Annotated in this window: 25 protein-coding genes; all 25 read right to left on the reverse strand. The window is 66.3% G+C overall.

Annotated elements, in window-relative coordinates; translation table 11 throughout:
- Positions 1-6 precede the first annotated feature (6 nt).
- The 25 genes from V5G24_RS04045 to V5G24_RS04165 all read right to left on the reverse strand — a co-directional run bounded on the left by V5G24_RS04045 (position 7) and on the right by V5G24_RS04165 (position 23,052).
- On the reverse strand, positions 7-231 hold the full coding sequence (locus V5G24_RS04045) for a hypothetical protein (RefSeq protein ID WP_394079798.1): 225 nt from the start codon (positions 229-231) through the stop codon (positions 7-9).
- On the reverse strand, positions 228-1,646 hold the full coding sequence (locus tag V5G24_RS04050) for a hypothetical protein (protein WP_394079800.1): 1,419 nt from the start codon (positions 1,644-1,646) through the stop codon (positions 228-230). Before V5G24_RS04050 ends, V5G24_RS04045 begins: the two co-directional genes overlap by 4 nt.
- Positions 1,647-1,648: 2 nt before the next feature.
- Positions 1,649-2,023: a hypothetical protein gene (locus tag V5G24_RS04055; RefSeq protein ID WP_394079802.1), complete on the reverse strand. Its 375-nt coding sequence runs from the start codon at positions 2,021-2,023 to the stop codon at positions 1,649-1,651.
- A 32-nt stretch (positions 2,024-2,055) separates the two neighbouring features.
- Positions 2,056-3,114, reverse strand: coding sequence for an SGNH/GDSL hydrolase family protein (locus V5G24_RS04060; RefSeq protein WP_394079804.1), 1,059 nt, complete (start codon positions 3,112-3,114; stop codon positions 2,056-2,058).
- Positions 3,115-3,462: a hypothetical protein gene (locus V5G24_RS04065; RefSeq protein ID WP_394079806.1), complete on the reverse strand. Its 348-nt coding sequence runs from the start codon at positions 3,460-3,462 to the stop codon at positions 3,115-3,117. It lies immediately after the preceding gene.
- Positions 3,463-3,476: 14 nt separating this feature from the next.
- On the reverse strand, positions 3,477-4,028 hold the full coding sequence (locus V5G24_RS04070) for a DUF4376 domain-containing protein (protein WP_394079808.1): 552 nt from the start codon (positions 4,026-4,028) through the stop codon (positions 3,477-3,479).
- 7 nt (positions 4,029-4,035) lie between these two features.
- On the reverse strand, positions 4,036-5,154 hold the full coding sequence (locus V5G24_RS04075) for a glycine-rich domain-containing protein (RefSeq protein ID WP_394079810.1): 1,119 nt from the start codon (positions 5,152-5,154) through the stop codon (positions 4,036-4,038).
- Positions 5,155-5,163: 9 nt separating this feature from the next.
- Positions 5,164-8,682: a non-contractile tail sheath protein gene (locus V5G24_RS04080; protein ID WP_394079812.1), complete on the reverse strand. Its 3,519-nt coding sequence runs from the start codon at positions 8,680-8,682 to the stop codon at positions 5,164-5,166.
- Positions 8,679-9,386 carry a YmfQ family protein gene (locus V5G24_RS04085; RefSeq protein WP_394079814.1) on the reverse strand — a complete coding sequence of 236 codons (708 nt, stop codon included), beginning with the start codon at positions 9,384-9,386 and terminating at the stop codon, positions 8,679-8,681. The genes V5G24_RS04080 and V5G24_RS04085 overlap by 4 nt, the downstream gene beginning before the upstream one ends.
- On the reverse strand, positions 9,379-10,440 hold the full coding sequence (locus tag V5G24_RS04090) for a baseplate J/gp47 family protein (protein WP_394079816.1): 1,062 nt from the start codon (positions 10,438-10,440) through the stop codon (positions 9,379-9,381). Before V5G24_RS04090 ends, V5G24_RS04085 begins: the two co-directional genes overlap by 8 nt.
- Before the next feature lie 4 nt (positions 10,441-10,444).
- The gene (locus V5G24_RS04095; RefSeq protein WP_394079817.1) at positions 10,445-10,900 is read right to left on the reverse strand and encodes a phage GP46 family protein; all 456 of its coding nucleotides are present in this window, start codon (positions 10,898-10,900) and stop codon (positions 10,445-10,447) included.
- Position 10,901: 1 nt separating this feature from the next.
- Positions 10,902-11,387, reverse strand: a complete 486-nt coding sequence (locus tag V5G24_RS04100) for a phage baseplate assembly protein V (RefSeq protein WP_394079819.1) — start codon at positions 11,385-11,387, stop codon at positions 10,902-10,904.
- Between the two features lie 7 nt (positions 11,388-11,394).
- Positions 11,395-12,501 carry a phage baseplate assembly protein gene (locus V5G24_RS04105; RefSeq protein WP_394079821.1) on the reverse strand — a complete coding sequence of 369 codons (1,107 nt, stop codon included), beginning with the start codon at positions 12,499-12,501 and terminating at the stop codon, positions 11,395-11,397.
- The gene (locus V5G24_RS04110; protein ID WP_394079823.1) at positions 12,498-13,613 is read right to left on the reverse strand and encodes a DNA circularization N-terminal domain-containing protein; all 1,116 of its coding nucleotides are present in this window, start codon (positions 13,611-13,613) and stop codon (positions 12,498-12,500) included. The genes V5G24_RS04105 and V5G24_RS04110 overlap by 4 nt, the downstream gene beginning before the upstream one ends.
- Positions 13,613-15,334 (reverse strand): phage tail tape measure protein, encoded by a 1,722-nt coding sequence (locus V5G24_RS04115; RefSeq protein ID WP_394079825.1) that lies wholly within the window; start codon positions 15,332-15,334, stop codon positions 13,613-13,615. Before V5G24_RS04115 ends, V5G24_RS04110 begins: the two co-directional genes overlap by 1 nt.
- A gap of 164 nt (positions 15,335-15,498) precedes the next feature.
- Positions 15,499-15,792 carry a phage tail assembly protein gene (locus V5G24_RS04120; protein WP_394079827.1) on the reverse strand — a complete coding sequence of 98 codons (294 nt, stop codon included), beginning with the start codon at positions 15,790-15,792 and terminating at the stop codon, positions 15,499-15,501.
- 10 nt (positions 15,793-15,802) lie between these two features.
- A complete protein-coding gene (locus tag V5G24_RS04125; RefSeq protein WP_394079829.1) occupies positions 15,803-16,174 on the reverse strand; it encodes a phage tail tube protein in 372 nt (123 codons plus the stop codon).
- Between the two features lie 13 nt (positions 16,175-16,187).
- Entirely contained in the window at positions 16,188-17,687 is a 1,500-nt protein-coding gene (locus V5G24_RS04130; RefSeq protein WP_394079831.1) for a phage tail sheath C-terminal domain-containing protein, read from the reverse strand.
- 5 nt (positions 17,688-17,692) lie between these two features.
- Positions 17,693-17,914, reverse strand: a complete 222-nt coding sequence (locus V5G24_RS04135; RefSeq protein ID WP_394079833.1) for a DUF2635 domain-containing protein — start codon at positions 17,912-17,914, stop codon at positions 17,693-17,695.
- Between the two features lie 10 nt (positions 17,915-17,924).
- On the reverse strand, positions 17,925-18,440 hold the full coding sequence (locus V5G24_RS04140; RefSeq protein WP_394079835.1) for a hypothetical protein: 516 nt from the start codon (positions 18,438-18,440) through the stop codon (positions 17,925-17,927).
- Positions 18,437-18,751 carry a head-tail joining protein gene (locus V5G24_RS04145; RefSeq protein WP_394079837.1) on the reverse strand — a complete coding sequence of 105 codons (315 nt, stop codon included), beginning with the start codon at positions 18,749-18,751 and terminating at the stop codon, positions 18,437-18,439. Before V5G24_RS04145 ends, V5G24_RS04140 begins: the two co-directional genes overlap by 4 nt.
- Positions 18,752-18,754: 3 nt before the next feature.
- Positions 18,755-19,780: a major capsid protein gene (locus V5G24_RS04150; protein ID WP_394079839.1), complete on the reverse strand. Its 1,026-nt coding sequence runs from the start codon at positions 19,778-19,780 to the stop codon at positions 18,755-18,757.
- 85 nt (positions 19,781-19,865) lie between these two features.
- The gene (locus tag V5G24_RS04155; RefSeq protein WP_394079841.1) at positions 19,866-20,519 is read right to left on the reverse strand and encodes a head decoration protein; all 654 of its coding nucleotides are present in this window, start codon (positions 20,517-20,519) and stop codon (positions 19,866-19,868) included.
- A gap of 37 nt (positions 20,520-20,556) precedes the next feature.
- Positions 20,557-21,534 carry a head maturation protease, ClpP-related gene (locus V5G24_RS04160; RefSeq protein WP_394079843.1) on the reverse strand — a complete coding sequence of 326 codons (978 nt, stop codon included), beginning with the start codon at positions 21,532-21,534 and terminating at the stop codon, positions 20,557-20,559.
- Between the two features lie 36 nt (positions 21,535-21,570).
- Positions 21,571-23,052 carry a phage portal protein gene (locus tag V5G24_RS04165; protein ID WP_394079845.1) on the reverse strand — a complete coding sequence of 494 codons (1,482 nt, stop codon included), beginning with the start codon at positions 23,050-23,052 and terminating at the stop codon, positions 21,571-21,573.
- Position 23,053 lies beyond the last annotated feature (1 nt).

The raw sequence follows: 23,053 nt of genomic DNA on the forward strand, positions 1-23,053 counted from the left end.
TCACCGTCAATCGCCTGGCGGCTGCCACTCGGCATCCGCCACCGGCCGCACGGGCATGGTGGCGAGCACCTCGCGATGCATCGCGTGCTCGGGTGCCGTCCCGCAGACCTCCGGCAGGATCCAGCCCGATCCGTCCAGCAATGGCACCGGGTCGAGCCCATAGCCGGGCGATGTCGGCCCGCGCACGATGGCGGCGGTGGCGGCGTCGAGGATTAGATATTGTCCGGTCATGACGCCGCTCCGAGCATCGCGGCCAACCCGCGATAGAGTGCCAGATGCTGCGCCGCCGTCATGGACGCGCCTGCAAATGCCGCCGAGACCTGCCCCGGATAGTAGGTGCCAACATTGCGCCCCACCCACAGCTCCGTTGTCATAGCCGACGAGGCTGCGGCGCTCGCCCCGATGGACGCACCGTTTCGGTAGAGTTGCAGGGCGTTGGCGGCGCTGCGATTGCCTACCGTCAGTCCGAGGGATGTCGTGGCGCCAGGCACTGTCAACGAGACGTTGCTGTGCACCCGGCAGTAGGTCGTGTTGACGTCGGAGCGCGGCACGACGGGGATGCTGGACACCGTCGCACCGAGAACAGAGTTGGGGGTAATGGTCTCGCTGGAGACCCAGGCGCCATAGGTCGCGCTGTTGAGCGACGCTCTGGTGAAATCGAAACTCGGATCGGCGACCGTATCCAGATAGGTCGTCCCGCCGCCCACAAATCCGCCAGGCGCGCCGGGCGCCCACGCCGCCCATGTCGGGTTGTTCATTTCCGCGAGGTCGAACCGTGCGAGCGTCTGCACCTGAGACGCCGCCGCCCCGCTGGTGGGGATGTAATTGCCCGGCACGTCCATGCGCACCAGTTGAGGCAGGCCGATCCGCAGGGTGAGGTCGATGGCGCCGGTGCCGTGCCCAATTTCCAGCGCCGGCACCACAAAGGCCGCCGTTGCGCCCGTCAGGACGCGCGTGCCGGAAACGCGCGTCAGCGTCGAGGTGAGCGCGATGGATAGCGCCGGAATGACATTATAGTCTGTCGCAACTGCCGCGTTCGAAGCGTTATATTCGGTATAATTAACCCGGGTGAGGGTCGTGCCGTCCAGCGAACCTCCAATCAACGCCAGATAGAGCGAGACCGTCATGCGGCTGCCAACGACGCCGGGGCAGGCGTTGGTGGACGATAGCGGAATGCCTATGCCGCTGGCCGAAGCCGGCGTGCCTGAGAACCGAACGTCGATATAACGCATGCCGTTGACCGTGCCCACGCCAACGACTTGGCGCGTGATCCCGCCGACCATGAACACCGAGGCCCACCCGGTCGGCATGGTACCGGGAGCGCCGGCGGCGGCGCCGACCATCTCCCCGTTGGGCAGGAGGTTGGTCACCGTGCCGGTCCACGGCACGAGATTGAGCCGGGCAGAGTATTGGCTATAGGAGCCAGTGACCCACAGCGCGTCCAGCTGGTCTAGCACCCCGTCAGCCCGGTAGATGCGCGCGCCAGCGTCCAGGCGCTGCACGAAATCACCCGGCGGCGCCTGCATCCGGCCGAGGGCGGCAGCGGCCCAGGCGTCCAGGCCGAGCGGATGGGTCAGGATGTTCACATTACTCATCCGGCGGAACTGCGGGCTGCCATCGGCGAGACCTCGTGGACCGATGATCATGATCAGCCCCGCGCCTTGAGCGGCATAGCCCCAACATTGGCCGAGCCCGTCGCCGCCATCGCGTAAACCGCCACGCCGGCTTTCACTGGTACGATCTCGGCGCCCGCGGTGATGCGGATGGATGCACCATTGGCCGCCGCGGCGCCGCCGGCGGTGTTGACGAAAATGGTCGCGTCCGTGTCGATCCGCACCCACTTGCAGCCCGTCGGCGGGGCGATGATCTGGGCGTTGGCGGTCACCGCTACGCGCACACCGCGCGCGGTGTCGAAGTCGGGATCTTGATCCGGCGGCAGCTTCACGGTGCTCTCGGATTCTTCGTCTACCCCGATCACGAAGACGGGCGTGCCGATCATGCCCCGGCTGTTTGGATTGCTCATGTGTGCCTCCGTGCGGCTGATAGGGGGTGCTGTTAGACAATCGCGGCGAGGTAGGATTCTGCGCGCTTGCGGTTGCCTTGGCTCGACGGGTGCACGAGGTCTTCCATGTAGCCGGCGGCCACCGCCTCGGCATAGGCCCCGAGGGCGTCGCGATCATCCACATAGCCGCAGTGCCGGGCCATGGCGGTCATCTGGAGCGCCTTGTCGTAGCCGGCCAGGAAGGTCGTCGCGACGTCCGAGCTGTCGTTGGGGCGCACCAGCAGCACGTCAGTGCCCCCGGCCTGCCACCGACCGACCAGCTTGTTGATGCCATAGCCATACTTCGCGCCGTCGTCGGTGAGGCGGTCGTTCATCCCGGCGTTGAGAATGTAGACGTCAGCCTTGAGCAACTGCGCCCAGGCGCGGCCCCAGCTATCGTCGAGGCTCGCGTGTTGGGCCAGAGAAGTGGCGGAGATGCCGGCGTTGGAAACCGTGGCGCCGCCGCCATCCAGCAGGAATTCTGCGCCGAACAGGGTGAACGTGCCGGCGCCTGAATAGATCGCCATGGCGGTCTCGTGGGTGGCGGCCCGGTAGAGATCGACGCTGCACAAGGTGCCGGTGGGAAAGCGCGTCGTGTCCACGGTCTCACCAATGGCACCCGCGCCGTCCGCCACGGCACCGAAGGAACCGCCGGTGCCCAGCTCGAAATAGATACGGACGCGATCCCAGGGAGCGCCGGGATCAAGACCCGCATAGCCGCCCGATACGCCGGTGAAGGCCGTGCCTAGGCCGCACAGGCTGTGGGATCGGGCGCCACTGGTCCAGGGGGGATTGCCCAGAAGGAAGGCGCCGGCCGTGCCGCTGGAAGCGCCGGAGTAATAGCCGGCGGTCAGAGCGTCGAACCACAGGAGGCCTGGCCCGCCGTCTCCGAAGCGAGCCTTCAGACCGGCTGCAAACGCGGTTCGAAAGGTAGAGAATTCGGGTTCCCCCCCACCCGCTGACAAGCTGTCGATCCCCGCGAACACGCGCAGATGCGAGGCTGGGTTGATCTTCGCATTTTGGATGTGAGAGCGAACCGAGCCGTCGGGACGGAACTGAAAGAAATTCGCCATTCAGCCCTCCCATGCCGTGAATTTCATGTCGGCGGCGGCGCCGACGATCGAGATCGGCCCAGGCGGTGCGTCATCGTTGAAAGACACGGCGCACCCAGGCGGGAGTTCGACTGATCCTTCGCCGTTCGCCAGCGCATTCGCGAAGGGCGCAAACCACAGGCTGCCAGAGACGTTGGGATTGGAAATCCAGAGCTTGGACCGGTTGGCGTTTGGCGGAGCTAGCACTTGAGGTATTCCGCCCACGGCGACGCTGCCCGAGCGGTCGGTGAACTCGCGGCTATTTCGTGCCTCCGGCGCGCTGCCGATCACATAGACAGGCGCCGCAATCATTCCGCTGGGGTTGCTCACTTTGTCGCTCCAGGTCAGGGGCCCCAAGAGATCGTCGCAACGGTCGCCGGCGTGGTTGCGGCCGCCACATCCCGCGTCAGGTCGCTAAGCCTTGTCTGGCAGGCGACGACGTGGGCTTTGCCGTCTGCGCCGACGGCCTGGATTTGCGTGGCGCTGTGCGCCCGGAAGATCCAAGCACCGTCCTCGTCTGCGCACCAGAATGGCGTTGACCAGTCTGGGGCGGCGGCAGGTAGCAACGACGCGGTGACAGAGCCCATGAGGTTGATCTGATCCGTCGTCGATGAGGGATAGGTGTGCGGAGCCCCGAGCGCTGAGCACACGAAGCCCCCGACGATGGCAGCGGCGCAGGCTCCGGAGAGTTCCGCCGCCTTGGCGGCTTTCAGCGCAGCGAGCGGGATCGCCGGAGGCGCGAAGCCGTCGACGGCGGACCAGGCCCAGCCGATGGCAGGAAGCACATCGGCGGGCACCACGACCAAGCTGGGGATATCCGGAGGATGAGCCGGGTCGATGACGATGAGGTTTGCGACGAGGCCGTTATTGACCATGGCGGCGATGGATTGGGTCATGTGCATCTCACGAATATTCGAGGATCAGGATGGCCCCATTGCCGCCGCTCCCGCCGACGCCCAGGTCACCGCCGCCGCCACCGCCGCCGTAAAAGCCATTGCCGCCGGTCGCGGACGTGGGTGCCGCATTATCACGCTCGCCACGGCCGCCGCCGCCGCCGAACAAACCCGCGCCGCCAGCGCCTCCATCCTGGCCGGAGGACGGAGAGCCAGCGGAGCCGGGAATAGTGATCTGACCGATCCCGCCGATCCCGCCGCCGCCGCCAGCGCCCAAACTTAGAGTTGGAGCCTGACCTGCGGTCCCACCGAGCCCTCCGGCGGCCCAGGCGTAAGACCCAAGCGCGGTCGCGCCACCGGTCCCTCCGACCGCGCTGGTCGCATTTTGGCCGGCGGAACCGCCCGCACCAATGGTTATCGGGACGCCCGCCGGCGGCGGGGAGATCACCGAAATGAACGTCTCACCGCCACCACCACCCCCGCCTCCTCCGTCGCTTTGGCCGTTACCACCACCCCCGCCACCGCCGCCACCGATGCCGATTGCGAGTATGGTGGCAGCGCTCGGATTCGGAATATACGTCCCAGACACGGTCAAAAACTGCATGCTGAGGAATCGCCCCGCCACCGCAGGCGGGACAATGATTGCTGGCGCCACCGCCGCGAGCTGTGCTCGCGCGCCGTCGTAAGTCGCCTCCATCAGTCCCCACGCCGGGATATCTCCAGCCACCAGCGCCGCTGCCCCGACGCGCGTAAGCGGGACCGTGGACCCGTTGATGGTCAGCGTCGAAGGACCAGTGTTCGCCCACGGGAACATGATCTTGAGCGGCGTGCCTACGATCTCCGCGAGCGATGCCGGCGGCGGGCTCATCGTGATCGCATAGGCGTTCGCTCCGCCGGCTGCGAGGAAGTAATTCAGGTGCTGCGAGCGCACCGCCTTGGCAACCTGCTGAAGATCCCCCGCCGACGGGGTGAACCCGCTGGTGGCGATGAGGGCATGCAGCTCGCGCAGCGGATGTTCGATCGCGGCCCCGTCCGGAATCGCTCCTTCGAGTCCGTTCGCCGGGTCGGCGTTCGGCCACCCGCGGTTCGGATCGGCGCCGTTGCCGTTGACTGGAGGCAGATATTTCATGTGGACCTCTTAGGGCACGGTGCCGATGTAGGCGGACATGCCGCCGCCCACGCGCGTCACCTCGACGTAAAGATTGCTGGTCGGGAAGCCATAGATCGCCGTCTGCGCCGCCGCCGTGAACGTCCAATTCGGTTCGCTCACCGTGGTCGTGCTCAGCTCGGAATTGTCCATGACGTTGCGGTTGAGGACGTTCCAGCTCGCGCCCTCGATGTTGTCCCAAGTCACGACAAGATCGGGCCCGTCGTGATGGGCGGTGAGGCCAGTGGGCGCGGGCTCGCTGCCACCGCCGCCGCCGATCTCGGTCACCAGCACCGCCGCCGGTCCCTGCACCAATCCGTCGATGCGGAAGACGTTGATATTCACAAAGCCGGCGATCTGGTCGTAGACCGCGACTTGTTCGGCTTCGGAGAATACCCAGGCCGGCGCGGTGACATCGACCGTCCGCAGGATTTCCCCGGTGGTGACGCTGACGTTGCGTAGCCGCCAGGTGGCGCCCGGCAGGGCATCCCAGGTCACGATAATGTCGTTGCTCGTTTCCGAGCGCACCGCCTGCAGGCCTGCCGGCGCATCGAGCAGCGTCCAGGCCGGCGGCGCGTCGATCCGGTCGAGCCCGGTCGCGATGGCCTCGGACAGTTCCAGCGCGGCCGCATGATAGACAGCGGACGTGTAATGGATGAAGCCGGGATTGCCGACCTCGGGGACATAGCCGGCGATGTTCTCCGCACCGGGCGTCCATGTGCCGATCTTGGTGTTGAGGTCGGCGGCGGCGATGGACACCTGGATGTCGCGCGCCGTCTTGTAGTAGGCGCCGGTCGGCTCCGGCGGGTCGGGCAGATCACCCCAATAGGCGCGGCCGAGCGTCTGAATCCAGATGGGCAGATCCGCGCCGATCTGGGCGCGCATGTGAGCGAAAATCGCCTCGGTGGCGGAGCGGTAGCGCGTGGGCGAGGAGAAGCGCGGCGTGGCCAGCGGATCAAACGCGCTCACGTCGTTTTCGCCCTGCGCCCAGACCACATGCACGATGCTGGGATCAACGCCGAGCTCCTGGACGATGGAGAGGAATTCGACCATGCGCGGGCCGGGCTCGTCCTCGTCCAGGTCCCACCAGTAATTGACCCCGGACACCGGGTCGTCGTCGGCATGCTTGTCGGCCGCTGAAGATCCCCAGGCCGCCTGCACCACCATGACTTCCGCGTCCCGCAGGCCGAGGCGGGTGGCGAGGTCGCGTCGGAGCGCGGCGGCGGACACGAGGTCCTTGCGTCCGTCCGCCCCCGAGAGGGTCGTCAAATGGCCGAGGGCATTGGACTGGCCGGCGATCACGATGACCACGCGCACCGCGGCATTGCTGACCGCCAGCGCGCCGCCGATGCCAGTCGGCACGGTGCTGCTCGCCACGTGAAGGCGCCAGGCGAGAAAGGTCGGTGGGAAGCCAAAATCCGGAACCGACAGCTCCACCGGATAATCGCAGGAGACGCGCGCGCCTGTGACGGTTGGCGCCGTCACCACGATCTGACGCGCCACCGCCTCGCCATCCGTGTCGAGAATATCGACGGTGTAGACCCTTGCGAACGGGTCATTGCCGTTGTGCGCCCAGGACAGCACGACGTCGCCCCATGTCGTCGTCGTCGCGGCAAGGTCGCTCGGGAAGATCCAGTTGACGGGATCGGGCCCGGCCTCTGGGCTCTGCCCCAGCGCGGGCACCAGATGGCCGGGCGGATAGACCCACCCGTCGCGCCACACCTGCGGGCGCGCCCATACCCACACCTCGGCGATGCCCCAGCCGAATGCCTCGGATGCGGCCTGGGTGATGCGGAGCCAGATCTCGCCCGCGGTCTCCGGCAGCAAGTTGAATCCGGCGAAATAGTGGATGGCGCCGACGGGATAGCCGAGGGCCTGCGTGCCCGCCGTAAGCGTCAGCCCGTGCAGGTCCCATTCGTTGGCCGTGATCCAGTCGTAATCCTCGAGCTGCAGCACGTCCCAGGCGGGATAGACCCACGACGCCACCGGGAAATTGAGCCGCGCCAGCAGCGGGCTGCTCGGGGTCAGAATCTGCGGCGTGAAGACCAGCACCAGGCATTGGGCGCCATCATACGCTGCCTTGATGGCGTCGCGCAGGTGCAGCGTGCTCGCGCCGAGCTTGGCCGACAGCCAGTCGAGATAGGGTCCGTGCACGCCCACCGGCTCGCTGGCGCTCTGGATGTAGGGCGTCGGCACGGGCTGACCCGTTTCGGACGTATAGAGCGCGGTGGTGGTGGCATCATAGATGCAAGGGCCGCCGGCGGTGAAGGAGCCATCCCACCACCACGGCTCACCCACCTGATAGCGCACCTGCCCGCCGGCCGAGGCCAGCGCGCCGCAGAGCCACAGCGCCACCGCCTCAAGATAGCCCAGCGCGTCGGTGTGTGTCGGGGCGATCAGGGTCGAGGGCGGCGACCAACCGGTGCGCGCGCCGGCGCCGGCATGGTCCCGCTGCTGCCATGCATCGGGACAGACGTCGGAGAGGATCTCATAGGACTGCGAGATGATGACGTTGAAACCGCGCGCCACCAGCCGCGCGAACAGATCGGCGAACCACGCCCGGGCCGGGCCGCTCACCGGCGCGCTGTCGTCAAGCAGCAGCCGGCCGGCCGCGTCGTCCCAGATCAGGGAATGGAGATGCGAGGCGCCGACATAGATTACGTACCAGTCGCGATACCCGAGCCGCCAGATGCCATCAACCACCCGTTCTGGCGTCAGGTTATAGGCGTCGTCATAGCCGTCGGTCATGCGCAGTGCATGGGGCGCGACGGCCCAATGGCGGCGCTGGACGTGGGTGTTGACCCCGCTCACCGCGATGTTGGAAAGCTCCACCACCACGTCGAGCGGCTCGATGGGGTCGGCCACGCCGGTATAGCCCGGCGCCGCCACGCCGATGGACAGGCGGGCGATGCGGCTCCAGGGGATGACGCGCCGCTGATCCTCATCGAGGACATTGAAGCCGCCCAGCACCGGCACTCCGGAGAAGTCCAACCGGATGTGCCCGGTCATGCCGTCACCACTGGTCATGTAATTGGCGAGCCGCACGAAATAATCCGTGCCGTCGGCGTCGGTCACCGTCATCACCAGCCCGCCATTGTCCGTGATGGGCGGCAGGCCGGTCAGCGCGAAATCGAAATCGAGGATGCAGGCGGTATAATTCGGTGACGTGAAATAGCCGAGACCGCGGGCGCTCCAGCGGTCTTCGCTCTCCCAGCGCATGCCCACCACATCCGCCGCGGTGCGCAGCGTGCAGGCGAGGCGCAGGCCGGTGGAGCCGGTGGTGATGAGCGAGGCCGAGGCCGACAGCGGCAGGTCGATGGTCCAGAAGGCCGGTTCGAACCGGCGAATGGGCGCGAGCACTGTCACCGTCAGCTCGGGCGACCACTCGCTCACAGCCTCGCCAACCCGCTGGAGCGCGCGCACACGATAGGTTCCTTCGGCGAGCTCGGCCGGGGCAACAATGCGGCCCGTGCCGATCGGATCGGATTGGCCCGCGAGGGTGATCGTCATGGGATGATTTCCACATCGATGCCGGCGTTCGGCCGGGTGCTGACCGTGATCACGGGCCAGTCGTCAAGCGAGAGGCCGGGCGGCGGCAGGTAATAGGAAAAGATGATCCTGGTGTGCGCGGGCTTGTATTGGTTGAGGACGCATTCCAGATCTTCGGCGCGGGAGATGCGAGCGAAGGGATCTCGGCCGCACTGACCGAGTCCCATCTCGAACCAGATCACTCGCTGAGAAAAGACCCGCACCCACCAATAGAAGGCGATCTCCTCGGACCCGATCTGGTCCCCGCCACCACATTGCGACAGCCCGCACATGAAGGGCGCCTGCTCGGTGATGGTGATGTCGTAACCGAGGCGGGCCGCGACGTTGATGAAATAGGCCCGCGACTGTCCTCCCTCGGCCGTGAGGCGCTCCACCAGCGCGGCACGTCGCTCGCCGATGGTGCTCGGCTCGGTGACGCATGGGTTCGGCAGGCCCGCCATGCGCTCCCATTCCGGCAGCAACAGGAAGGTGCTGAGCGGCTGGGCTTCGACGTCCACCAGGTTCCAGGCGGCGGCATCCACTCGGCCCCAGATCTCGCCGAGGCCGGCACAGAACCGCGCCATGGGCATGCGCGGGTCGCGCGGCCACGCCTCGCCGACCGGCAGGAGGGAGAGAAGGGCATAGCCGTAATCCTCCCCCGAACGGCGGATCGGCGCGTCAGACATAGGAGATGGTCCCAGGCACACCGATCTGCCCGGCGGTCATCGGCACATTGGAGGCGGTGAGGTCGTGGCTGTTCTCGCCCAGCGCAGCGGAGACGGCCTCAGCAATCCAGGACTTGGAAATAGCCACCCCGGGCGCTGCCCGGCGCACCAGCATCTTGCGCACGCTGGCCTCGATCGCGGCGCGCACCGTCGGTGTGTCCCGGTCTAGATTGGAGATCGCGAACGACACTGGGTTGGGGATCGGCGGCAGCACGAACAGGCGCTTCACGGTCACCGGCCGCAGCGGATCGATATGCGCATGCACCAGTGCGCAATCTTCCATGGTCGGGATGCCGTTCGGGCGCAGCGGCGTGCCGTCAAGAAGAACACCCTCCATCAGAAATCGCACGGTCGCTGCCCCGACAATTTCCGAGGTGCCCCATGCGCGCGTCACACCCGCCACCTCACGCGCCCAGGCCACATAGTCGTGCGCGGCGCCGCCCTGCGGGGGCTTGCGGATGCGCTGCAGGATGCGGTCGCGATAGCTCTCGGCGCTCTCAGTCTCCGCACCACCGGTCCAGTCGGCCGGGATGGTGGCAGCGGCCTCGACGCCGGGCAGGGCCGAGCGGAAGGACGCGCTTGCGCCCGCCTGAATGTTTCCGCCGATGCCGGCCTCGGTCGCCCTGGCCGGAATGACGACGCCGCCGGGTGATGCCCAGGCATCCTGCAGCGTTTCGACGATCACATTGCCGGCGAGCAGCTCGGTGCCGGCGAGGATCGGCGCGCCAGCGGTGCCACGCGCGAGAATGTTTCCGGTGGCGAAGGTGGCGGCCTGCTTCGGGCCGATCCAGATCCGCCCATGCCGGTCGAGCCAGAACACCGACGTGTCAACCATCAGCTCTTGGGCGAGCGCCTCAAGGTAGCGATAGGCGCCGTCGGCGAGGCCGCTGTTGGAGTCTGCCAGCACCCGCATGTTGGAGTTGGGCACCGAGGCGTCGGCGCCGGGCAGATGGGCGGCAATGTCGTCCCGCACCTGCCGGCGGATGGCCGGCAGGGTGATCAGGTCCAAGGCCATGCGGTCAGCTCCAGAGGGTTTGCCAGCGCAGGTCAAGCAGGCGGGTCGAGCCGCGATAGGCATCCACTGTCACCTCGATGTGCTCCATCTCGGTGCGGGTGGCTGTGACATCGAGGCGGGTGCCGATCTTCAGATCCAGGAACCATTGCAGCGCCTCGCGCACATAGTCCTCGGCGCGGGCGCGAACGTCCTCGGTCCATTTCTCACGGCGCAGCAGCCAGAGGCGCGACCCGATGGGCGTCGCACCCCAGATCTCGCTGGCCTGCCAGTCCGCCCACCAGCCGCGCCGGTCATCGTCGGTGGGGTCCGGCAGGACGTCATCCTCTTCTGCCGTGCGGTCCGTCATGAGGGAGAGGATGAAAGCGGTCTTCAGGTCCTCGCCGGTGTCCAGCACGCTGCCCTTGAGCAGCCATGTGGACTGCAGCTCGTCGGGGTTCCAATTGGTGCGAATGTCCACCATGTCACACCTTCGCGAAGACGCGGGTGGATGGGCCCGCCGCGGTCATCACCGCCACCGCGCCGGCCTCGCCGCCGAGAAAGATGCGGTCGGCCTCAACGATCACCTTTTCCGCGCTCTTCACGGTGACCGTCTTGGCGCTGTCGATGGTGATCCCGGCCGCGCCCAGAAGCACCCGCTGGCCCTGATGGTCGTAAAGGGCCACCTCGCCCGACTGCAGGCCCGTCACCCGGTACCGGCGATCACCGATCGCCACGACCACGGCATGTGAGCGCTCGCCTGAGGGAAAGGCCACCAACGCTTCGGCGCCGTCCATGGGCACCGCGGTCAGCCCGTAGGGCTCCCAATGCTCCACGCTGTCTTTGCGCTCGTCCTTCAAAATCGACACGTCCACGCGCTGCATTTTTTTGGCGCTGTCGGTCTTGTGCAGCACGCCGCGCGCCATCGTCTGCGTGGCCCTGCGGCCCGCGTCTGCCTGCGCCTGCCTCATGATGTCCTCAATTCTCGACCTTCGGGCCGTCCCAAATCTTGCCGTCGAAATCGCCGCCGGCTTTCTTTCCGCCCGACTTCCCGCTGCCCTTCTTGCTGAGGGCGCCGAAGGGGACGAGCTGCAGCTTGGTCGAGGTCGGGCCCTGGCCCTGGCTGTGGGTGACCTGCTTGATATAGAGGGTCCGATCCAAATAGAGCGACGGGCTCGACACCTGCACGGCGTCGCCCGGCGTCCACAGCTTGCCCTCGGAGACATGCCAGCCGAGCACGGTGATGTCGGCCACCAGCCCCTTGCCTGCGCGCACCGCACGCTCGAACTCCAAGCGGTTGCGCAGATCCTTCATGGTCAGGGGCTTTTCCGGGGTGACGATCAGCGGCCGATGGCGCGGCACGCTCTCATCGTCCACCTCGTCCCCTATCTCCGACGCGTCGGACCCCCAGATTTCATCGGTGCCCGCCATCTGGCTCTTGCCGATGATTTTGGAATGCCGCTCCTCGGCGGTCAGCGCTGCGCGCCCCTCGAAGATGTTTTCGCCCTCGATCAGCTTTGCGACCGGCCCGCTTTCCTGCGCCTCATCGATCACCAGCCGCCCCGACGGGTCGTCGTGCAGGACCACGCCGCGCGAGCGGGCGAGATCGTCCAGGGTCCGAAAGACGGTTGAGCCGGGCTCCACCGTTACGTCGCTGAAGGTCTCGCCCAGGTCCGCCTTGGCGAGCACCTGGATGCCGAACGGCTTGCACAACTGGTTGCCTATGGCGTCGAGCTTGTAGCCCTTGAACTGGCCACCCGGAACCACCGCGCTGCAGTCCACCAGATCCCCGGTCTTGGACCGGCCGGCGACATGGATGCCGCGCTGCGTGGCGTTATAGGCCGGCTCAACGCGGTCCACATAGCCGGTGATCGCCAGCACCCCGCCGAGCGACACTGTGCAGGGGTCGAACAGATTGATGGGCCACCGGACTTGTTGCCCGCCCTCGGCCCAAGTGTCGATCACGGCGAGCGAGAAGGTCGAGGCAGCAGCGTCGAACGCGCGCGTCACCTCGACCGTCTTCCAGCCCCCATATTCCCGGTCGCCGATGGCGATCCAAGCGCGCAGGTCGTCAATCAGTATCATGCCGTGAGCGCACGGATTTCGCGCGGCATGAAGCCGGGATGCAGGGCGCCGGTTTCCGCCACCACCTCGCCCGCCCGGCTGGCGTCGCGCCACAGGCGATGCGCGATGACCAGCGCCGGCAAGGACCGGGACAGCGTCACCGATGCGAGACGCGGCAGCGGCCGGCCGCGCTCCAGCAGATCCCGCACGACATTGGCGTGCAGCTTCCGCAGGGTGGCCAGCAGGTCCGATTGGCGCGCCACCGCGGCAGTATCGATCTCGGCATCAAACCGGCCGGTGATGGCGGTGCGCAGCGCGTCCGCCTGATCGCGCGAGGTTAAGTCCTGGTCCATCAGCGCGCGCGCCTCCTCGATCAGGAAGAGCCGGCGCACCAGGTCCTGCACGCAAATGGCATCCGGTTCGATGGTGGCGGGGAGCGCGGATGCCGGTGCGGCGAACACCTCGGCGCCGGCGCCAGCGGCGCGCAGAGCGGCGATGATGATCGGCAGAGCCCCGGCGGCGTCGGTGGCCGGACTGATGGATTGCTGCAGGTCCAGGATGCCGAGCGCGCAACGGGCGTGTGCGGCGCTGTCGCTGGCGACGAAGTGGAGTTGACCGAGATTTCCGGTCACCGCCAGCACGGTGTCATTGACGATGGACTGGCCGAGCTGGTCCAGCGCGCCGAGCGTGGCGGTATAGATGCCGCTGATCACCGGGACGGCGGCAGTCGCGGCCGCGAATCCGGCAGCACCCGCCAGGACGTTGACGATCAGGCCGGGTGTGGTGCCCTTCTCGACAAACTGCAGGTCGAGCACAGCCATGCGGCCGCCGTCCACGCTCTCGCTGTGGCGCACCGTCTCACATTCGACCAGCACCTGGCCTTCCGAGGGAAGGGTGAGCTGCCCCGCGCCGTTTGCCTCACACGCGATCGCCAGCGCCACCGCGCGCGCGCCGGCATCCGGGCCGAGCAGGAAGGCGCGGAAGCTCCAGCGCCGCGCCTTGCGGCCATGGCTTTCGGTGTACGGGACGTCGCGGCCGTGGAACTCGTTCACCTCGAGGCGCTTGCCCTTTTCCCCTGACGCGTCGAGGACGTGGAAGCGCACACCGCGGAACGATGCGGGACGATAGGCCATCAGCCGGTGCCTTCCATGGCATAGCCCATCTTCATGTTGACGCCGCTGAACAAAGGCCCCGAGGAATCGGCCTGCGCCTTGGTCCCCGACGGGGCGTTGCTGAAGCGGATATCGAGCGTGGCGGCGGAGCGCTGGCCGCCCGATTGGATAACGCCGGCCTGGGCGGCCTTCTCCAACAAAGAGCCCTGCTGCTGATAGCCGGGGTTGCTGCGGCCCGGGCCATAGGTCGAGGGCTGTCCGCCTGGGACGGTATTCTGGTTGTTGAGAGGCGATCCGCGCGGAGCATTGGGCGCCGAGATGGCAGGGAGCGAAATCGACCCGAGAAGCTGCTTGATCTGATCGACCACCCACTGAAATGGCCCGAGCAGATATTTGTTGAGAGCATCGGTGATGAACTGCGTCGCACCCTCGATCTTCTTCACAAGATCGACGCCGATGATGTCGCCGATCAACGCCACCGCGCCCTTGAGCGCAGCAGCCGCACCGTCGAGCGCACCCCCGATGATGTCCGTCAACCCTTGAATGACGTTGCCGTCGAACAACTCTCGGAAGCCGGTTCGGACGCGGCCCAACGCGGCAACGAATTCGTCCCAATTGTAGATGGCGCCGGCCAGCAACCCAAGCCCAAGAACTGTCGCCCAGCCGCCTGCGATCACACCCAGCTTAACAATCTGAATTCCGACATTCGCAATGGCGAGCGCGAGAGGACCGAATAGGACAGCGCCGATGCCACCGAGCACCGCCTTCCATCCACCGATGGATGACATGAACTCCCGCGCCTGTACCGTGAAGGCTTTTAGCCCGTTGGTGACGGCGGACCAATCGAGATCGCGCACCCAGGTGATGAGGTCGCGCACGCCGTCGCCGATCGTGGTCGTCAACCACTCCCGGTTGGCTTTTATCCATTCGATCATGTCGGTGATGACCGGACCAATCACTGGTGCCAGCTTTGCTCCGATCTGAACACCGAGGCCGCCGATGGCCTTACGAAGCTTGTCCATGTTGTCACCGAGGTCGTCGGCCGCTGCCACATCCGATTCCGAGATGATGATGCCGAGGTCCCGAGCTTCCTTCGCCATCGCGGCGAGATTATCCCGTCCACCGATCAACATCGGGATCATATCGGCACCGGCCTTGCCGAACAGAAGCATTGCGGCTGCGGTGCGCTGGGCCGCGTTTCCGTTTTTCATGAAGGCTTCGGAGATCTTTGGCAAAACATCTTCGAGCTTCGCACCCTTGATGTTGATGCCCATCGCCTCGAAATACTCTGCCGCTTTCTTATTCTTACCCGCCTGAGTTTCGGCTAGAACCTTATTGAACTTGCTAAGGCCATTAGTGAGGGCATCTGCCTCGACTCCGGTGAGCATGGCCGCATACCGAAGCTCCTGGAGCCGCTCGGCACTCATCCCTATCTTGGCCGACGCATCGGCAAGACCGCCGCCGGCATCAGCGAATGCCTTGACCGTATATCCAGCGAAGGCAGCGACACCAACACCGGCTACACCTGCCAGCGCCCCCAGCGCGGCGATGTTCGCCGCCAACCTGCCCGTCGTAGATGCCACCCCACCGAATGCCTTCGTGACGCTGGAGGCCTGGGCGGACAGACGCGTGAACGTCTGATCTCCGGCAATGCGTCTCATGCTCGCGCCGATCTGACGAAGGACCGGCGTGACGCGGTCCGTTAGCTCCGCGATACCTTTGATGTCCAGGGGACCGGCCATGGTTCGCTTCCCAGGTTGAAGTCAGGCGGATGGCCGTCCACGTTTCAGACGTTCAAAAAACGTCACCGTGTCTGCCGCATCCCGCAGGATCTCGGAGATAGGTTTCGCAAGATAATGATCTGGCGAAACCTTCCATACGTGCGCGAGATCGAATGCCAGCGGGGTTACGTCTTCGGCGTCGATGGCACGAAAAAAGGGGAGAGGGCACCCGCCATGGGCAGCCAGTCGCCAGCAGAGATCTTATCCACCGCACTCGGTGTCAGCTTCGGCGTGGAAAGCAGGACAACGTATTTCGCGATCCGGTCCATGTTGAAGTCGTAGCTGCCGTCGTCGCGAAAGACGATAGGCGAGCCGATCATGCGGACCTCATGTCCTTCCGGCTCGCGAAGCTCGAATGCAACCACCTCCTCACCATAGGCGGTGACGGGTCGGCTGAGCATTACCTTAGCGTTTTCCATCACATCCTCCCTAGGCGTTCGCCGGCATCAGTTCGTCGCCAGACAGGCCCTCGAAGCGGAATGCGACGCGGCCTTCCGCCGGCGCGGCCGTGGCCTCGGCGGCATACCAGGCATTGCGGATCACGATCACACGGCCGTCGGGGCATTCCGCCATCACCGTGGCATCGGTGGTGGCGTGCAGCGTCTCGATGGAGACCGTGGGGGTGGTCGTGATCTGGCCGGAGATGTAGGGCACCTTCGGTGTTTCCTTGAACCCGTGCACCCCGTCGAGGCCGACGACGCCTTCGCGGGTGGAAGGCGTCACGTCGTATTCCAGCTCCTGCACCGGATATTGCGTCGAACCCACCTTGAGGTAGGAGACGCCGGCAACTCGTTTTCCCATGGGTGTCTCCCGATCAGTTCAGATCGATGGTGGCGGGATACTGAAGGCGGAACTGCGCCAGGACGGCGAAGACCACGAGCTGGTTCACCAGATCCGGCGGCCACAGCACGTTCAGGCGGTCGGGATCGGTGCTGTCCCGCTCCACCACCAGATAGTCCTTGAACGCCTTCGCGTTCTCAACCAAGCCGCGGTCTTCCATCTCGCGATAGTGGGCGACCAACCGCGCCCGCACGACGTTGGGCGTGACGATGGCTTGGCCCAGGCCGAAGCGCGTGCCGTCGTTGGCCAGCTTGTGGCGCGGGTATTCGCTGGTGATGATAGCGCGCTGTTCCCGCAGGATGCGGGCGAGCGTGGCGCGCGTCTCGATCCGGCGATAGGCGCGGTCCTCGATGCCGTAGGAGTTGGTCTTGTAGGTGGTGACCGACGCCTCGATCATGATCTGGTTGTCGTTGGTGGTGGAGTGCGTCCAACCACCCTGCAGGGCCAGGGCCGCGCGCTCGGGCTTCGTGAAACGATCCTCCGGCGGCGCCGGCAGGGCGCCGGTGAGCAGGAGCGTTTGCAGCGGCCGGGCGGGATCGGCGTTGATCGCCTGCGCAGCAGCCGCGGCATTCAGGGCGGCGATCTCCCAGACCGGCGTCGGCACGGAGGTCTCGACCATGTCCACGCAGATCGCGGGATCGTTGCGACCGGCGAGGAAGGTCAGCAGAGCGGCGTACGAGCCGCGCTTGGCCGAGAAGCCCCAGCCGTAAATCTGCTGGTCAAACGCCCAGCGCGCCGCGATCAGATCCCGGAAAGCATCGAGCGAGGCAGCGTCGGTAAACGGGAAGGCGCTGTGGTCGAACTCCTGGTCGCCCAGGTTCGCAATCGCCGCGTCGAGATCGGGCGCGCCGGTGCCGCTGGCCATGGCGGTAATGGTGAGCGAGAGGCCGGCCGGAAGCGCCTCGCCGCCCGCGCTGCCGCGGTAATTGGTCACGAGCCGTATATCGTTCCCGCTCTCGCCCTTCCACTTGCAGATAAGGGTGACGGTTGCGGTTGCTGCGACGGCGGTGACGGGGAGATCCGTGGCGGCGGTGATCGCGGCAGCGATCTTGGTCGCTGTCGTTGCGGTAGTGTCGGAGGAGGTCACCGCGATGGAGACCCGCTGTCCGGCAATATAGAGGAAGATCGTGCCGGCAGCGGTCGGGGCGGCAGCGACAACGATGGTTCCGGTCGCCGCGACGCCCTCAGACGGCTCGGCCACCGGCAACACCCAGACCTCGCCGGCGGGATTGCGGCGACGGAAGACCGTTAACATGCGCGCGGCCATCGATCCGGCACCGAACAGCGCGGCGCCCTGAGCTGCGACGCCGACAGCCACCGGCACGTCAACCGGCGCTGTGCCCGCGGCGAGCTTGACGCCCCACATGAGCGCCCGGTCGGAAATGATGATGCCGCCGGCCTGGCTGCCATCGACCTCGGCCCAATAGAGCGGCAGCGGCCAGTTGCTGGGGATCTGATTGAAAGATACGGGCATGGCCGTCACTCCTTCGCGGTCTTGGCCGGCGCAGGCGCGGGCTCGTCGGTGGGCGGGCTGGCCTCGGCGACCGGAGGAGTGGCCTCGACCACGTCACCGTCCCGCAGCCGGCGCATCAGGAACTGATCGTGCGGCCACCAGTCGCCTTCCTCGGGCAACTGCTGCCCGGTAGCCGGGCGCACGACCACGGCCCCGGGCGAGCCGGGCTTCACATACTTCTCGGACATTGGGGGGCTCCTACTGGTCCAGGTGGTCGGCACCGAAGACGTCCGGTCCGTCCTGTGTCAGGCGCCCGCGGATCGACGTGAGATCCGTGCCGGTCGCGCCGTAATCCATCCGCCACGTGGCGGTGATCTCAATCGAGAGGTCGAACAGGGTCAGCTCGTTTTCCGCCGCCTGCCGAAGGGTGGTCTCCACCGTCTCCACGGCCTCGACCCCGGCGAGCCAGTCGGCGTCGTTCAGCAGGGATTCGAGAATGGCCGTCTCATCGGCGAGCAGCGCGTTTTCCAGCGCCTCGCCGTCATCCGCCGCGCGGCGAATCACGATCATGATGGTGGCGCGGGCGAGATAGCTCGGAGCGCCGACGTTAGCCCGGCCCTCTCTCTCCAGCCGCGCGCGGCGCGCCGTGATGGCCAGCGCCGGCAATTGCTCGGCCGTGGTCGGCAGCCAGGGTGCGCGGATCACGCTGGCAATGATGCCGGCGGCTATGAGCCGGTCGGCCGTGCGATCGCGCAGCGCGCGCAGCTCGCTCATGCGCTCACCTTGCGCAACACGAGCGTGGCGCCGCCCTGGCCATCGGGCTCCACCGCCGCGATCATGAAGACCTCGTTGCCTATGACGATGCGATCTTTTTGCGCCGGCAGCGCGGGCCATTCCGAGATGCGCATGCCGAGGCGGGGCGACGCTGAAACTTGCGTCGTCCCATCCTCCATGGGGACTTCAATAAATGCTCGGTCGAAGATCCCACGAACCTGGTGCTCGCCACCGGCGGCGGGCTTGAACACGACGGCGCGGGAGAAAACCCGCATCGCCGGGCGCAGCACCAGGCGCGAGAAATCAACCATGGGTCAGGTCCGCCGCCCGCGATGCAGGGCGGACGGGGCGACACACACCGGCAGCGGGTAGGAATAGAGTTCCACCGACGCCCAGGTGTTGCGGTCCTTGTCGAGCACGATCCAGGAATAGACCGGCGCCCCGGGCGTGTTGACGAAGTCGAAGGATTCCGCAGGGGCGTAGGCAATCTGGAAGACGCCCGCGTTGACAGGGAAGAACTTCACCTTGTCCGTGCCGATCGACACTGCGCCATCGTCGGATCCGCGATAGTTGATCCAGGTGATGTTGCCGTAATTGAACTGCGTGTACGCGGCGCCGAACCCATTGCGCAGATCGGCGGCAGCTTGCGTGTTGAGGAAGGTCTTCTCGACCTCGGGGTGGGTGGTAAGATCATCCCAGAAGGCATCGCCGCACAGGGCAACGATGGACACGGCGTTGCCACCCATGCCCTTCAGGTTGGTCGTGATGGAACGCACCACCGCGTTGCACTTCTTGCGGACCGCCCCGGTCGCCGGCGTCGCATTGTCCAGGTCGAAGTCGATTTCCGCGGGAATGACCTGCCCGAACTCGGTTGCCCAATCGAACAGCACGCTGCCGTCCGCATCGGTCACCAGTCCCTGGATGGCGCCGAGCCGCATGTTTTCCAGGGTCAGTTCGAGATCGTTGCGGATCAGCAACTGCCGCCGGGCGATTTCGGTCTGCACCTGCTTGAGTTCGGTTTCCGAGCCGAAGGCACGGATGTTCTGCAGCTCGCTCGCATAGACCTTCGAATCCCGCGCCAGCCGCACGGTGTCGAAGCTGCGGCCCTTGCGCTTTTCCTTCTGTCGGGGATCAGGCGGCGCGCCGCGGGGCGAGGTGTTGATCAGCAGGGGACCGTCGCCACGCTCCTCGACGAACACAGAGGTGGTGCGGACGGGCACCGGCTGGAACAGGCCGGGGATGCTCCCGAGCACGCCGGGCACATAGCCGATCTTGTCCACCGCGGCCGTGAGGCTGGTGGCGCTGAAGAGGTCCTGCTTGAAAACGTCCATGGTGATCATGGAAAAGCTCCTGGGGAGATGCCGAATTGCGGCGCGCGCCTTGCCCAAGGGCGAGATGGGCGGGCGGCGCGCCGCGCCGCCGGGGTCAGCGAACGGTGATGCGGGCCCGCTTCAGGTCCGCGATGGCAGCTGCCTTCTGGGCATCGGTGATGCCGGCGGGCCAGGTGAGATCGCCATCGGTGACGGCCGCGATCTGGACGATGGCGGTGGCGCGCGCGGTTTCATCGGCGGCCGTGGTCACGCCATCCCAGAGGATCGCAACGGCGACCTCGCTGCCGTCCGTGGCCGTCGGGTCGAACGCTTTGTGGACCTCATCCGCATCCTCGATGCCGACCGTGATCTCATAGGCATCACCCACGACATTCGCCGTGCCGCCGGCGGTGATCGTGAACTTGACCTCCTTATTGAAGGCCGCGCCGTTCGTGGACTGCCCGATTTCGACGCCGTTGGGATCTTCCCAGCGCACGGTCGTGGCGGTCAGATGGACGCCGCGGTATTTGCCGTTCTTCGCCTTGGAAGAGACGGCCGGATTCGCCATCGCGATGGTGCTGGTTCCGGTGTTCCCGGCGACAGGCGCCGCGGTCGCGGTGACGCCCGTGGCGGTAGCCGTCTTGCCGAGCACGTGTCCGGCAACGAGGGTCTGGCTCGCGGCGATGACGATCGCTTCGCGGGACATGAAGTCGGGCAGTTCCGAAAGCAGGAAGCCACCCGCATGAAGGGTTTCGGTCAGCGTGGTCATGGTGATGCTCCTTCAAGCCGGCGGCTATACCGGCGGTTCACTTCTGGGCGACGCCGTACCGGCGGTTCACCTCGGCGGTCACCTCGTCCCAACCGGAGCCGCTCGCCTTGGGCGTGCGGGCCGTATCGAGATTTTCTTTATCGGCCGCCTCAGCGGCGCGTTTCGCCAGATCCGCACGCACCTGATCGAGAGGCGTTTTCGCCGTGACCATCTGGGATGCGACGACAGAGCTGACGCCGGCGATCGCGCAAAGCTCCAGCACCGCAGCCGCCGTTGCGGCGGTGTAGGCGTCGGCGGTGGGCGCAGGGTTGGCGGCAGCGGCAGCAGCAGCGGCGTCTTTCTCCGCCTGGGTCTTCTCGGTCATGGTGACCTCCTGTTTTGCGGCGGCCGCCGCGGGGGAAGGGATGAGGGTACGTGCAGCGGCGCGAAGGTGTTCGGGCGCATGGGCGTAAAGCCGGTAGTCGTAGGCCGAGGCCGTCGCGTCGGCTGCGGCCGCCTCGTCTGAGCTGGTGGCGAAGCCCCGCTCGACCGCATCCGCGCTGGTCAGCCACGTCTCGGCCGTCATCAGACCGGCGACTTCCTCTCGATCCGCGCCGGTCCGCCGGGCGTAGATGCCGGCCATCTGGCTATCGAGCTTGCGCAGCATCTCGGCGGATTTTTCATGATCGTCGGCGGTGCCGGAACTGTTGGCGGACGCGTCGTGGATCATCATCAGGGCGCCGCCGCGCATGACGATCTCCTTGCCCGCCATCGCGATGATCGACGCCGCCGAGGCCGCGATGGCATCAACGATGATGGTCACCTTGCCGTCATGGGCGAGCAGAGCGTTGTAGATGGCGATGCCATCCCAGGCGTTTCCGCCACCGCTGTTCAGACGAACGGGAATATCGCCTTCGACGCCCGCCAGCGTGTGCAGAACATCCCGCGCGGTGAAGCCGATTTCGTCATCCCAGAAGACGCCGCCGACGGGCCCGTAAAGCACCATCTCGCCATCAACCAGTAGATTTTTGGGCATGGAAGGTTCCTGTTCTGAGTTCTGGCGGGCCTGGTCTCAAGCGGCGATGCGAGCCTGCTGGCCGTCCTTCGGCATCAGGCTGGGGTCGGCGATGCCTGGCACGTCCGGAAAGGTGAGGCCGAGGCTGGCTGCGCGCTTGGCGTCGTCCGCAATGCGCTGATCGACCTCTTCCGGATCCTCGCCTTCGGCCTCGATCGTCTGCGACCTGGCGCGGAACCCGTTCTTGATGGCCAAGACTTCCGCCTGCCGGTCCTTGTAGGGATCGACCCATTCCCACCGCGGCGTAATCCAGTTCACGCCGAGGTACTGGCGCGGGGCCGTGGCATAGCCTGGCATCTTCAGCGCGCCCGACAGGGCCGCAGCATCGAGGAACCAGCGCCACACCGGGCGGCAGAACTGGAACACCATGACGCTGTGCTGGATCGCCTCGATCCGCCGGCGGAATTCGACCAGCGCCTGACGGCTGTTGCTGTAATTCGACTTCACCATGTCGCTGGTAAGCGCCATGTAAGGGAGGCCCAGGGCGGCGCTGATGCGGGTCAGGGCGCGATACTGCCACGCCTCATAGGCCCCACCGACATCGGCCGGCGTGGAGAATGTAATGTCCTCACCCTCTTCCAGAATCTGCAGGGTGCCGGGTTCCAGCGCCACCAGCGGGGGGGCGGCGCTCCCGTCGTCTTCGATGTCGAGGCCGACTTCGCCATTGGCCGGCTTGCGAATGAAACCGGCGAACATCGCCGCCGTCTTCTTCCGCTCATGCTCGGCGTCGTCGTATGCGTCGAGAGACCAGAGCGCGACGATTGCGGGCGTGAGCCGCGGAAGCCCGCGAATTTGCCCGGCCTCGACCGGGTCGAACACGTGCAGGATTTCGGACGCCGGAATCCGCACCGTGTCCGGGTTCGGGTCCTGTGTCACGTCGCCGGGATGGCGGCGGTAGAAGTGATATGCAACGCGTCGGCCGACGCGGTCGAACTCGATGCCCTGCCGGATCACGTTTCCGCCGGGCGGCGTAATGGCGATCTGCTGGATCGGGCACATCTCCGAGGGGATGACCTCGATCTGCAGCGGCACGGCGAAGCCGTCCGAAAGATACCGGGGCCGCCGGCGCACGAAGCATTCGCCTGCGATGAACAGTTCTCGCGCGACCCGCCGCTGCAGCCCGTAGAAATCCGTCAGCCCTTCGGCATCGGCGTCGTCGGTCCAGTCCTTAAAGAGCTGCTGGCCCACGCTCTTCAGCTTGCTTTTTTTCTGCAGCCAGGCGGGCTTGATGCCGTAGCCCACCAGGGCCGCCGAGAATACCTCGACAGCGTTTGCCGCGTAGGGGTTGTTCCGCGCGAGGTAGCGAGAGCGCGCCAGCACGGTGTCGCCGGACGACTGGACCAGCGTATTGACGTGCTGCCGGCTGGGCAAAAACCCGGAGAGGCGGCGCTGATACTGCCCCGCTTCCAGGCCTGTGCCGGATGCAGGCGCGCGCGCCGTGGGCGTTCCCCGAAACCGGGAGAACAGACCTTCCAGCATT

This window comes from Roseixanthobacter finlandensis, from assembly GCF_043195105.2.
In the GTDB taxonomy this organism is placed as follows: domain Bacteria; phylum Pseudomonadota; class Alphaproteobacteria; order Rhizobiales; family Xanthobacteraceae; genus NCEH01.

Coding starts and splice junctions, on each gene's coding strand:
- V5G24_RS04045 (WP_394079798.1), bottom strand. CDS start 231: ATGACCGGACAATATCTAATCCTCGACGCCGCCACCGCCGCCATCGTG.
- V5G24_RS04050 (WP_394079800.1), bottom strand. CDS start 1,646: ATGATCATCGGTCCACGAGGTCTCGCCGATGGCAGCCCGCAGTTCCGC.
- V5G24_RS04055 (WP_394079802.1), bottom strand. CDS start 2,023: ATGAGCAATCCAAACAGCCGGGGCATGATCGGCACGCCCGTCTTCGTG.
- V5G24_RS04060 (WP_394079804.1), bottom strand. CDS start 3,114: ATGGCGAATTTCTTTCAGTTCCGTCCCGACGGCTCGGTTCGCTCTCAC.
- V5G24_RS04070 (WP_394079808.1), bottom strand. CDS start 4,028: ATGACCCAATCCATCGCCGCCATGGTCAATAACGGCCTCGTCGCAAAC.
- V5G24_RS04075 (WP_394079810.1), bottom strand. CDS start 5,154: ATGAAATATCTGCCTCCAGTCAACGGCAACGGCGCCGATCCGAACCGC.
- V5G24_RS04080 (WP_394079812.1), bottom strand. CDS start 8,682: ATGACGATCACCCTCGCGGGCCAATCCGATCCGATCGGCACGGGCCGC.
- V5G24_RS04085 (WP_394079814.1), bottom strand. CDS start 9,386: ATGTCTGACGCGCCGATCCGCCGTTCGGGGGAGGATTACGGCTATGCC.
- V5G24_RS04090 (WP_394079816.1), bottom strand. CDS start 10,440: ATGGCCTTGGACCTGATCACCCTGCCGGCCATCCGCCGGCAGGTGCGG.
- V5G24_RS04095 (WP_394079817.1), bottom strand. CDS start 10,900: ATGGTGGACATTCGCACCAATTGGAACCCCGACGAGCTGCAGTCCACA.
- V5G24_RS04100 (WP_394079819.1), bottom strand. CDS start 11,387: ATGAGGCAGGCGCAGGCAGACGCGGGCCGCAGGGCCACGCAGACGATG.
- V5G24_RS04105 (WP_394079821.1), bottom strand. CDS start 12,501: ATGATACTGATTGACGACCTGCGCGCTTGGATCGCCATCGGCGACCGG.
- V5G24_RS04110 (WP_394079823.1), bottom strand. CDS start 13,613: ATGGCCTATCGTCCCGCATCGTTCCGCGGTGTGCGCTTCCACGTCCTC.
- V5G24_RS04115 (WP_394079825.1), bottom strand. CDS start 15,334: ATGGCCGGTCCCCTGGACATCAAAGGTATCGCGGAGCTAACGGACCGC.
- V5G24_RS04120 (WP_394079827.1), bottom strand. CDS start 15,792: ATGGAAAACGCTAAGGTAATGCTCAGCCGACCCGTCACCGCCTATGGT.
- V5G24_RS04125 (WP_394079829.1), bottom strand. CDS start 16,174: ATGGGAAAACGAGTTGCCGGCGTCTCCTACCTCAAGGTGGGTTCGACG.
- V5G24_RS04130 (WP_394079831.1), bottom strand. CDS start 17,687: ATGCCCGTATCTTTCAATCAGATCCCCAGCAACTGGCCGCTGCCGCTC.
- V5G24_RS04135 (WP_394079833.1), bottom strand. CDS start 17,914: ATGTCCGAGAAGTATGTGAAGCCCGGCTCGCCCGGGGCCGTGGTCGTG.
- V5G24_RS04140 (WP_394079835.1), bottom strand. CDS start 18,440: ATGAGCGAGCTGCGCGCGCTGCGCGATCGCACGGCCGACCGGCTCATA.
- V5G24_RS04145 (WP_394079837.1), bottom strand. CDS start 18,751: ATGGTTGATTTCTCGCGCCTGGTGCTGCGCCCGGCGATGCGGGTTTTC.
- V5G24_RS04150 (WP_394079839.1), bottom strand. CDS start 19,780: ATGATCACCATGGACGTTTTCAAGCAGGACCTCTTCAGCGCCACCAGC.
- V5G24_RS04155 (WP_394079841.1), bottom strand. CDS start 20,519: ATGACCACGCTGACCGAAACCCTTCATGCGGGTGGCTTCCTGCTTTCG.
- V5G24_RS04160 (WP_394079843.1), bottom strand. CDS start 21,534: ATGCCCAAAAATCTACTGGTTGATGGCGAGATGGTGCTTTACGGGCCC.
- V5G24_RS04165 (WP_394079845.1), bottom strand. CDS start 23,052: ATGCTGGAAGGTCTGTTCTCCCGGTTTCGGGGAACGCCCACGGCGCGC.